This is a genomic window from Actinosynnema sp. CA-299493, from assembly GCF_050946825.1.
GTDB lineage: Bacteria > Actinomycetota > Actinomycetes > Mycobacteriales > Pseudonocardiaceae > Actinosynnema.
Window position 1 is genome coordinate 3,334,729 of record NZ_CP191993.1, and the last position, 10,586, is coordinate 3,345,314.

Here is a 10,586-nt window from a genome sequence, read left to right on the forward strand (position 1 = left end):
CTATTTTTCGCGAGGCGGGTCAGGCAGCGGGTCCGAGAAATCGAAAGCTTTCGAATAATTCTGGAAACGCTTCGTTCGCTCACTCGTTCGGCACAGTGCGGATGCCGAGGGGGTGGACTCACTTCGGCGGCGCGGTGCTCTCGCGGACGACGAGGGTGGTGGCCAGCTCGACCCGGCTCTGGGCGGGCGTCCGGCCGGCGGCCAGGGTCAGCACCAGCTCCGCGGCGGCGGCGCCCATCTCGACCATCGGCTGCCGCACGGTCGTCATCGGCGGTCCGCACCAGCGCACGGCCGGTATGTCGTCGAAGCCGACCACGCTGAGGTCCTCGGGGATGCGCAGGCCCGCCTGCCGGGCCGCTTCGTAGACGCCGAGCGCCTGCAGGTCGTTGCCGCACAGCACGGCGGTGGGCGGGTCGGGCAGCCGCAGCAGCTCGCGGGCGTGGTGGTAGCCCTCCTCGAAGGCGAACCACTGCCCGACGCGCACCAGCCGCTCGTCCAGGGGCACGCCGTGCTCGGCCATCGCCGCCCGGATGCCGCCGAGCCTGGCCCGCGCGCACATCCGGTCGGCCGGACCGGCGATGACCGCGATCCGCTCGTGACCGAGGGAGAGCAGGTGCCGGGCCGCCGCGATGCCCCCGCTCCAGTTGGCCGCGCCGACCGACGGCACCGAGTGCTCCGGCTCGCCCGTCGGGTCCAGGGCCACCAGCGGGATGCCGCTCGTGGCCAGCAGGGCGTGCTGCTCACTGGTGAAGCCCAGGTGGACGACGACCACGCCGCACGGCTGACGTGACAGCAGGTCGTGCGCCCACGACCGGCCGGTCGCGGACTGGCGCGCGGCGTCGGTGAAGCCCACGGCCAGCCGGTGCGCGCCCGCGACCCGCTCGACGCCGTGCATGACCTCGACCGCCAGGTAGCTCTGCATGCCGAAGAAGACGACCTCCACGTTCGGCGACCGCACGACCGCCTCCGGCCGCCGGTAGCCGTGCTCCCGCAGCGCCGCCTCCACCCGCCGCCGCGTCGTCGCCGCCACGCCCGTCCGCCCGTTGAGCACCTTCGACACCGTCGGCGCGGACACGCCGGCCAGCCGTGCGACGGCCGCCACGGTCAGCTCGCCGCGCTTGCGCCCACGCGGTCGCACGTCCGCGAGCGCGCCCGGCCGCTCTTCCGCCCGCGGGTTGCGCACCGCGTCCACCTGGTCGAGCAGCCGGGTCCGGACCGCCTCCGCCTCCCGGTCGGCCGCGGGCCCGGCGGGCACCGTCTCGGTCAGGTACCGCCGCTTGCCCGAGCCCGGGTCGACCCCGGCGTACACCCGCACCCGCAACGACCCGCTCGGCAGCCGTTCGACCTCGCCACGCGCCTGCCGCCGTGCACCGGGGGTTCCCATGGAGCCACGGTACCGCAAAGATAGCTCCACGGCGACCGATGACTAGCTCCACGAAACCGACTTCTCCGCACCTGTGTTTAGCTGGTGTCGGGTGCGTCGTCCGATTCGCTGGTTGCGTGCGATCGCGAGTACCGGGTGGACTGGACCGTGGCTCCTGACTTCGGCTACGCGTGGGCGACGAGGACCTCTCCGGGCTGGACCCGTCCTGCCTGACGAGTCGTTGCGGGCCTGGCTCGTCGACGCCGCGCGACCGCCGTCCGGAGCGCCGGGTGGCGTCCGGACGGCGGTCGGGCATCACTGCGACGGGGTCAGTCCCGCCAGTGGTTCTGCGGCGCGCTGCACACCCTGGCGTTGGTGGTGTTCCAGCAGACCGTGACCTTGGTCCGGTCGAACCCGCCCACCCTGTCGGGATCGCCCAGGGTGATCGGGAAGTCGCGCGGGCCGTTGTACACCGTCCGGGTGTCGCTGTCGATCTTGGTCGTACCGGCGTACGCCTCGAAGATGGCCGTCACGTACCCGCCCGGGAGATCGTTGACCACCGTGCCGGTGATGTTCGCGCTCCGGTTGCTCCAGGTGATCCAGCCGAGGGTGTAGCCCTCGCAGTCGTCGACTTGGGGCACGCACACCGCGAAGTAGTCCTCGGCCCAGGCGGCCTCGGTCTCGGCGGACGCGGCCGGGACGCCGACCACCGCACCCAGGCTCAGGGCCAGTGCGACGGCCGCGACCACGCGTCGAATTCCGATCATGTGCTTCCCCCTGTGTTCTCGGACTTCCAGTTCCGGTCCCGAGCATCACCGGGAGCGCTAACAAGTCGCTAAGCGCCCACCCTGGACACGATGGCGGTCCGGGAGGGGCAGAGCGCGGCGCAGGGCGCGACCACCGGTTCGGCCGGCCACGGGCGACCGGGCGCACGGCGCGGTCGTGTCTTCCGGCACCCGCTGTCGCACCCGCGGCCGGGGACGTCCGTCGCTACTGTGGGTCGGGTGCCACGAAACCGCCTGTACCGCGACGGCGCGCTCGCGGAAGAGGACTTCCCGGTCGCCGACCTGCCCCGGTTGCTCCGGGACGAGAGCGCCGTCGTCTGGCTCGACCTGTGCGGCCCGGCCGAGTCGGACCTGGCGGTCATCGCGGGTGAACTGGGCCTGCACGAGACGTCCGTGGAAGACGCCCTGGAGGCCCACGAGCGGCCCAAGCTGCACCAGTACGACACGTACCTGCTCGTGAACGCGTACGCGGTGACCTTGGACGAGGCGTCGGGCCGGTTGACGACGGCGGAGCTGTCGGCGTTCGTGACGGCGCGGGCGTTGATCACGGTCCGCAACGACGAGCGGTTCGACGTCGACGCGCTGACCAGGCGGTGGGACGAGTCGTCGGACCTGGCCGGGAGCGGCGTCGGGTTCCTGCTGCACGGGCTGCTGGACGTCGTGGTGGACAGCCACTTCGACGCGGTGCAGGCGCTGGACGACCACATCGAGGGCCTGGAGGACCTGGTGTTCGCCGAGCTGCCGAACGACCCCGACACGCAGCGGCGGGCGTTGGCGATGCGCAAGTCCCTGGTGACGCTGCGCCGGGTCGTGCTGCCGATGCGCGACGTGCTCGGCGCCCTGATGCGCCGTGAGCACGCCGTGGTGGACCGCCGGATGACGCCGTACTACCAGGACGTCTACGACCACGTGCTGCGCGCGTCGGAGTGGACGGAGTCGTTGCGGGACATGGTCGCGACCATCCGCGACATCCAGCTCAACCTGCAGGGCAACCGGCTCAACCTGATCATGAAGAAGGTGACCGGCTGGGCCGCGATCATCGCCGTGCCGACCGCGGTGACCGGCTTCTACGGCCAGAACGTGCCCTACCCGGGCTTCGACCGGGTGTGGGGCTTCTGGGCGTCGACGGTCGCCATGCTGGTGCTGTCGGCCGGGCTGTACCGGCTGTTCAAGCGTCGCGACTGGATCTGATCGACCGGCACGCGGGAGGATGGCCGGCGAAGGGGGTCGACATGACGGAGCAGGGTGACCGTCAGGCGCCGGGTGTCGAGGCGCTGACGGACAAGATCAGGCAGCTCGTGCACGAGGGCAACACGCGCCGGGTGGTCGTGCGCAACGACAAGGGCGAACCGGTGCTGGACATCCCGGTGACGGCCGGCGTGGTGGCCGCGGTCGCCGCGCCGGTGGTGACGGCGGTGGCGGCGTTCGCGGCCATCGTCGGCCCGTGGACGGTGGGCGTGGAGCGCCCGGAGCCCACCGCCGCCGAGACCGGCACCGATCTCGCGACCGACACCGATCTCGCGACCGACAGTGCGGCCGGGACCGACGGCGTGCCGCCGGCGAAGGGCTGAGGACAGCCGGGTAGGCGAACCGGGGAGGGGTGGCCGGCCGCGTGCCGGCCACCCCTTTTCCACGTCCGGGTCGCCGCGGCTCCGCTGTCCTTTTCGGTCACGTGCTTCGGAGATGCGCAGGTCGGTGGCCGGTCGGCCCGGCTGCGCCGTCTCGATCGGTGACGTGCCGGTTCACAGCACTCCGCGGAGAACCTGTCGACTGAGTTAACGTGAAGATCGACTGAGTGACCGTCGATCGCGCCGTCTATACGGCACCTATATCACCATGTTACGACGGTACTCGGACGTGCCGCAAGTCCGAAGGCGTTCAACCGCCCGTTCGGCTCGATTTGACACCCCTTCCAGGTCTGGCTAGTTTGCCGCGCCCGACAATGTGAAGAGCGTTCTGGTTCAACGTTTTGAGACGGATTTGTCAGCGTGCTGCGCCAATCGGCTGATTGTGATCGACCGACCTGTTGGCCAAGGTGGTCGGTGCTGATGAACGGGAACTGCTCGATGCTTGTTAGAAGCTGACGATCCCGTTCGGTGATCAGTCACCTCCACGATCTGCGCAGATCAAGGAGGTGACGGCACACCCCTCAGTACTGGGGCGGGGTGCGCAGTACCGTGACGCGTGGTCCGCCGGCCGCGCGCGAACTTCCAACGAGGACAACGGCAGTGAATACGATCTCCTGTCCCAGGGGCCCGTTCACCGCCGTTCCCGAACTGTTCGGGAACGCGGTGCGCGGGGCGGGCAAACGTGAGTCGGGCACTACCGGCGGTGACTCGGGTGGCGCGGTCGACACCGCGCCACCGGGCACCACGCCGAGTCGTGCGCAGCGGTCGCACCCGTGGCACGTGTCGTGTCCGACGCGTGCGCCACGTGCGGCGCGACCCTTCTCCTAGCGCCCCCGCGCGAATTTCCGGCACCCCGCGAGCGGTCGCGGGTGAAATGTGCCCCGAAAGCCTCGGCTCACGTTCTGGTTCGTGAGCCGCCCACGCCTGTCCGGGCGGTATTGGCGAATGCGTTCCCGCACGGGGTTTTCGCGCGCCGCCGGACCGGGTCCATTCCGCGTCAACGCCCCGGTGGGTGTCCGATGAACGAGGAACGAGGGCAGAGCCATGCTTGTGAACGAACACGGCGGGGAAACACCCCTGGCACACGTCACCGAGCGCTGCCACGCGCTCATCGGCGTGCTGCGTGAACGCGGGGTCGTCGACGGCGACCGGGTCGTGCTGTCGGCGCGCAACTCCGACGACTTCGTGGTGCTCCTGTTCGCGCTGGTGGAGCTGGGCGTCTCGGTCGGCCTGGTCGACCCGGGCCTGCCACCCGCGCAGGCCGCCGAGCACGTGGTCGACTCCGGCGCCCGCTGGTTCGTCACCGACGCCGACCAGGCCGACCCCGCGTTCGACCGCATCGCGGCCGGCCTGCTCGACCTGCACGGCCTGGTGAAGACCGCGCGCGACCTGCCGGTGACCGAGGCCCCCGAGCTGACCTTCGACCGGTGGGGTCGTCGGCGCGACGCGCTCGTGGTCTGGAGCTCCGGCAGTTCCGGCAAGCCCAAGGGCGTCGTGCGCTCCGGCGCGTCCGTGCTGCGCAACGTCGAGCGCACCCAAGCGCGCATGGGCTACGTCGAGTCCGACGTGCTGCTGCCCCTGCTGCCGTTCACCCACCAGTACGGGCTGTCCATGCTGCTGCTCTGGTGGAACGCCCGCGCCACGCTCGTCATCGCCCCCAGCCGGCGCGTCGACCAGGCGTTGGACGTGATCGCCCGGCAGCGCGTGACGGTCGTGGACGCCGTGCCCGCCACCTATGACACGATGCTGCGCGTCGTGGACCGCCGCGACACCCGCGACCTCGGCTCGGTGCGCATGTGGTGCGTCGGCGGCGAACCGCTGCGCGACGAGCTGCGCGCCCGCTTCGAGACCCGCTTCGACGCCACGCTCCTGGACGGCTACGGCAGCAGCGAGGCGGGCAACATCGCGCTGTCCTCGACCGAGGACCCGGCCTACTGCGGCACGCCGCTGGACGGCGTCTCGGTGGAGGTGCGCGACCCGCTGGGCAACCACGTGCCGCCGGGCGAGATCGGCGAGGTCGTGGTCCGCACCCCCGACATCATGGTCGGCCTGCTCGAACCCGGCGGACGCGTCCGCGAGGTCGAGCGGCAGGAGTTCCACACCCGCGACATCGGTTACCTCACGCCCGCCGGTCAGCTCCGCGTGCTGGGCCGCAAGTCCGCCGTGCACCGCTTCGGCCACACGCTCTACCCCGACGCCATCGCCGAGAAGGCCGGCGCGTGCGGCGCGCCCGTGCGGGTGATCCCCGTCGAGGACGAGCAGCGCGGCACCCAGCTCGTGTTCGTGATCACCGACCCGACCGGGCAGCCCGTGGCGCACTGGAAACGTGCGGTGTCCCGGTTCGTCGCCGCGCACGAGCAGCCCAACCGCGTGGTCGTGCTCAAGGAGCTCCCGCTGGGCGGCAACGGCAAGGTCGACCTCCAGGCGCTGCGCGACATCGCCGCCTCGACCGTGGCCCTGGAAGGCGTCAAGGGCGTCTTCCCCCGGGGCCACGGCGACGCCGACCCGTCGGCCATCCCGTTCCCCGACCGGCTGGCCCGGCTCACGGACCTCGCCCAGCTGCTGCGGGAGCGCCGCACCGAGGTCATGTCCCTGCTCACGCAGGTGATGAGCTACAAGACCGCGTACGGCGAGATCGACGCCTCGATCGCCGCCCTGGAGGGCGCCGCGGCCGAGATCGCCCGGTACCGGCCGCCCGCGATCGGCCAGATCGGCGTGCTGATGCCGTCGAACATCCCGCTCTACAGCTACGTGCTGTACCTGGCGATCCCCAGCCTCTACAGCGAACGCGTCGTGTTCCGGCCGTCGCGGCGCATCTCCGACCAGCTGCTCAAGCTGCACGAGCTGCTCTCGGGCGTGCACCACCTGCCGATCGTGCTCGACGACGGCGACCAGCGGGAGTTCCTGGAGGGCGAGGGCGCGCGCTCGGACGTGCTGGTGTTCACCGGCACGTTCAACAACGCCGAGAAGATCCGCGCCGGGCTGCGCCGCGACCAGCTGTTCCTCTACTTCGGCCAGGGCGTGAACCCGTTCGTGGTCGGCGCGGACGCCGACATCCCCAAGGCCGTGGACGGCCTGCTGCGCGTGCGGATGCTGAACTCCGGGCAGGACTGCTTCGGCCCGGACGTGGTGTTCGTGCACACCTCGATCAGCGCCCAGTTCTGCAACCTGCTGTGCCGCCGGGTGGACAACCTGCGCTACGGCCGGTTCGACGACCCGAACGCCGACTACAGCCACATGTTCTACCTCGACGCGTTCGACGCCTCGCTGGACTACCTGCGCTCCGGTCGCGAGCACCTGGCGGCGGGCGGCGAGGTCAACTTCGTCGACGACCACCTCAGCCCCACCGTGCTGATCCGGCCCGCCGACACGAAGATCACCCCGCCCGAGCTGTTCGCGCCGATCTTCAACGTGGTGCCGTTCACCTCGGCGGACTGGTTGCACCAGATGCTCGACCACCAGTACTTCCAGGAGCGGGCCATGGCCGCCACGGTCTACGGCGACCTGCCCGAGACCGTCGAGCTGCTGCGCCGGCGGCACACGGTCAGCGTGGACGAGACCGTGATCGACATCGAGGACGGCAACGCGCCGTTCGGCGGCACGGGCATCCGCGCCAACTACGCCGCGCTGGGCCGCAAGCGCCACGCCGAACCGCTGCTGATCTCGAAGGCCGTCGCGGACCACCTGGGCGCCGACCGCCTGGCCGCGTCCGACGCCACCGGCCGCACGGCCTGACGGCCGCCGAAGGAGATGGGTGTGATCGAGATGGAACCGCCGACCCCGGACGACGTGCCGGCCATCCACGTCGTGGGCGAGCAGCGCCCAGGCCACCACGTCCGGGGCGCCTGGCACGCGGCGGCCCGGCTGCTCGCCGAAGCGGACGTCGAGGTCGTGTTCGGCCTGCCGGACGACGACCTGGACGCGCTCGGCGCGCTGCACGCCGCCGGTGTCCGGCTGGTCGTGTGCCGGGACCAGCGCAACGCCGTGTTCATGGCCACGGGCTACGCGTTGCGCTCCGGTTCGCTCGGCGTCGCGCTCGTCGGCAAGGGCCCGGCGGTGACCAACACCGTGACGGGCCTGCTGGAGGCGGCGTCGTCCGGCGCGCCCGTGCTGCTGCTCTCCGGCGGCACGGCGGCCGAGCGGCGGGGCAGCGGCGCGTTCCAGGAGCTGGACCAGCAGGCCGTCGTCGCGCCCCTGGTGAAGTCCGCGACCCGGGTCGAGCACCCCGACCGGGTGGCGCCCGCCGTGCGCCGCGCCGTCCTGGTGGCCACCTCCGGCGCGACCGGGCCGGTGTACGTGGAGCTGCCCGACCACCTGCTGAAGGTGGACGTGCCCGTGCCACCGCCCGCGCCGCCCGTCGAACGGCCGGCGTCGGTCCCGGCGTCCGGCGACTCGGCCGCGCTGGACGTGCTGCGCCACGCGCGCCGCCCGATCGTGCTGGTCGGCGGCGGGATGCGGCACCGCGACGCGGGCGGCGTGGTGGAGCGGTTCGCCGAACGCGTCGGTGCGGCCCTGTCGTGCACGGCCAGCGGGCGCGGCGTGGTGGACGAGTCGTCGGTCCGGTTCATCGGGCTGGCCGGCCTGTACGCGTCGGACCGCGCCAAGGCGCTGTGGGCGGAGACCGACTGCGTGGTCGTGCTCGGCAGCAGGCTGGAGGAGACCGCGACCTACGGCTGGCCGGCCGCGCTCGGCACGACCGTGCCGGTGGTGCAGGTCAACGTGGACCCGGCGGGCGTGGCCACCCAGTACGCCGGGCCGGTCGTGCTCGGCGACGGCGCGGACGTGTGCGCGGCGTGGCTGGAGCAGGTCGTGGACCACGCGCCCGTCGAGTGGTCCAAGCGGGTGGACGAGGTGCACCACGGGCTGCGCGCCGACCACCGCCGCGAGCTGGCGGACCTCGCCGCGAAGCCCGGCCTGCACGTCGTGGAGGTGCTGGCCGCGCTCGACGCCGAGCTGCCCGCCGACCGCGTCCTGGTGCAGGAGAACGGCTTGCAGGACATGTGGTCCTACAGCTTCCCCCGGTTCGAGTGCGCGCACGGCGCGGGCTCGGTCGTGCCGTCCGAGCAGACCAGCCTCGGGTTCGGCGCGGCGGCGGCGATCGGCGTGAAGGCCGCGTCCGGCGACCGGCCGGTGGTGGCCTTCGTCGGCGACGGCGCGTTCGGCCTGTTCGACGCCGACCTGCCGACGGCCGCGGCCCTCGGCTCCGGGCTGCTGTACGTGGTGCTGCGCAACGGCGGCTACGGCTGGCTGCACTCCCAGCTCGGCCCGCACAACGAGGGCCTGGCGGGCACGGCGTTCGTGGACCCGGACGCCGTCACGGCCCGTGCGCCGCGACTGCGCGGCGTGCACCAGGTGACCGTCACCAAGGAGTCGTTGCACGCCGACGTCGCCGACGCGTGGCGGCGCTCGCGGGAGGGCGAGGTCGTCGTCCTCAACGTCCCCACACGCCTGGAAGACGCGCTGTTCGCCGACCACGAGCTCGGCGGCGCCTTCCCGGTCGCCGACTGATCACGACTCCAAGCGAGGAGCAGCACATGGCTGAACGGCACGGCAGGCGGGTCGTCATCACCGGCTGGGGCGTGGTGTCCCCGGTCGGCCTCACCGCCGACGAGACGTGGGACGCGCTGGTGGCCGGGCGCAGCGGCATCGGGAACGTGACCGTCATCGACGCCTCCGACCTGCCCACCGACCTGGCGGGCGAGGTGAAGGGCTTCGAGCCGAAGAAGTACCTGAACCACAAGCAGCTGCGCCGCATGGACCCCTACGCGCAGTACGCGTTCGCCGCCGCGGCCGAGGCCGTCGGCACGGCGAAGCTGGAGATCACCGAGGACAACGCCCACCGCGTGGGCGCGCTCATCGGCAGCGGCTACGGGCCCATGCACTCGCTCGGCGAGCACGTGGTGGCGCTCAACGCGAAGGGGCCGCGCGCGGTCAGCCCGTTCGCGCCCATCACCGGCGCCATCGACAGCGCGGCGGGCGAGATCAGCCTGGCGTTCGGCGTCACCGGGCCGACCCGGGCGGTGAGCAGCGCGTGCGCGACCGGCACCGACGCCATCGGCGAAGCGGCCCGCTGGGTGCGCTACGGCGTGGTCGACGCGGTGATCGCGGGCGGCGCGGAGAACATCCTCACCCGCGTGGACATGGCGGGCAGCGGCAACGCCAAGGCCCTGTCCACCCGCACCGACGCGCCAGCCGAGGCGTGCCGGCCGTTCGACGAGGACCGCGACGGGTTCGTGATGGCCTCCGGGTCCGGGATCGTCGTGCTGGAGTCCGAGGAGCACGCGCTGGCGCGCGGCGCGACGATCCTGGCCGAGGTCGCGGGCTACGCCGCCACGTCCGACGCGCACCACTGGACCGCGCCGCACCCCGAGGGCCGGGGCGCGCGGGCCGCCATGCGCGGCGCGTTGGCCGACGCGGGCCTCACGCCCGAGGACGTCGGCTACGTCAACGCGCACGGCACCAGCACCGTGTTCAACGACCAGTCCGAGCTGGACTCGATCCGCGCGGTGTTCGGCGAGCACGCCGAGCGCGTCCCGATCAGCTCCACGAAGTCCATGACCGGTCACATGATCGGGGCGGCGGGCGCGGTGGAGGCGATCGTCGGCGCGATGGCGATCAACCGCGGGCTCGTGCCGCCGACGATCAACTGCCACCGGCCGATCGACCGCGCGGTCAACTTCGTCGCCCACGAGGCGCAGGCGCACGACGTGGACGTGGTCATGAGCAATTCCTTCGGCTTCGGCGGTCACAACGCCGTGGTCGTGCTGCGCCGGTGGCAGGGCTAGGACCACGGGGCCAGGGCTAGGGAGG

At 72.1% G+C, this 10,586-nt stretch carries 7 protein-coding genes; 5 read left to right on the forward strand and 2 right to left on the reverse strand.

Annotated elements, in window-relative coordinates; genetic code table 11:
• Window positions 1-118 precede the first annotated feature (118 nt).
• Together ACQPYE_RS15475 and ACQPYE_RS15480 are read right to left on the reverse strand one after the other, a co-directional pair.
• Entirely contained in the window at window positions 119-1,384 is a 1,266-nt protein-coding gene (locus ACQPYE_RS15475; protein WP_498721928.1) for a LacI family DNA-binding transcriptional regulator, read from the reverse strand.
• A 308-nt stretch (window positions 1,385-1,692) separates the two neighbouring features.
• Window positions 1,693-2,130, reverse strand: a complete 438-nt coding sequence (locus ACQPYE_RS15480) for a hypothetical protein (protein WP_498721930.1) — start codon at window positions 2,128-2,130, stop codon at window positions 1,693-1,695.
• 237 nt (window positions 2,131-2,367) lie between these two features.
• On the opposite strand from ACQPYE_RS15480, the gene ACQPYE_RS15485 reads away from it, so the two are divergent.
• The 5 genes from ACQPYE_RS15485 to fabF all read left to right on the forward strand — a co-directional run bounded on the left by ACQPYE_RS15485 (window position 2,368) and on the right by fabF (window position 10,561).
• Complete coding sequence (locus ACQPYE_RS15485) at window positions 2,368-3,339, forward strand: magnesium transporter CorA family protein (protein WP_498721932.1); 972 nt, start codon at window positions 2,368-2,370, stop codon at window positions 3,337-3,339.
• Window positions 3,340-3,380: 41 nt separating this feature from the next.
• Window positions 3,381-3,719, forward strand: coding sequence for a DUF4342 domain-containing protein (locus ACQPYE_RS15490; RefSeq protein WP_498721934.1), 339 nt, complete (start codon window positions 3,381-3,383; stop codon window positions 3,717-3,719).
• Window positions 3,720-4,820: 1,101 nt separating this feature from the next.
• Entirely contained in the window at window positions 4,821-7,511 is a 2,691-nt protein-coding gene (locus ACQPYE_RS15495) for an aldehyde dehydrogenase family protein (protein WP_498721936.1), read from the forward strand.
• 30 nt (window positions 7,512-7,541) lie between these two features.
• Window positions 7,542-9,284 carry a thiamine pyrophosphate-binding protein gene (locus tag ACQPYE_RS15500; RefSeq protein ID WP_498722920.1) on the forward strand — a complete coding sequence of 581 codons (1,743 nt, stop codon included), beginning with the start codon at window positions 7,542-7,544 and terminating at the stop codon, window positions 9,282-9,284.
• Window positions 9,285-9,310: 26 nt separating this feature from the next.
• On the forward strand, window positions 9,311-10,561 hold the full coding sequence (fabF, locus tag ACQPYE_RS15505) for a beta-ketoacyl-ACP synthase II (RefSeq protein ID WP_498721937.1): 1,251 nt from the start codon (window positions 9,311-9,313) through the stop codon (window positions 10,559-10,561).
• Window positions 10,562-10,586 lie beyond the last annotated feature (25 nt).

What these genes read in the sequence shown, in the direction of transcription:
- ACQPYE_RS15475 (WP_498721928.1), bottom strand. Translation starts at nt 1,384, where the DNA reads ATGGGAACCCCCGGTGCACGGCGGCAGGCGCGTGGCGAGGTCGAACGG.
- ACQPYE_RS15480 (WP_498721930.1), bottom strand. Translation starts at nt 2,130, where the DNA reads ATGATCGGAATTCGACGCGTGGTCGCGGCCGTCGCACTGGCCCTGAGC.
- ACQPYE_RS15490 (WP_498721934.1), top strand. Translation starts at nt 3,381, where the DNA reads ATGACGGAGCAGGGTGACCGTCAGGCGCCGGGTGTCGAGGCGCTGACG.
- ACQPYE_RS15495 (WP_498721936.1), top strand. Translation starts at nt 4,821, where the DNA reads ATGCTTGTGAACGAACACGGCGGGGAAACACCCCTGGCACACGTCACC.
- ACQPYE_RS15500 (WP_498722920.1), top strand. Translation starts at nt 7,542, where the DNA reads ATGGAACCGCCGACCCCGGACGACGTGCCGGCCATCCACGTCGTGGGC.
- fabF (WP_498721937.1), top strand. Translation starts at nt 9,311, where the DNA reads ATGGCTGAACGGCACGGCAGGCGGGTCGTCATCACCGGCTGGGGCGTG.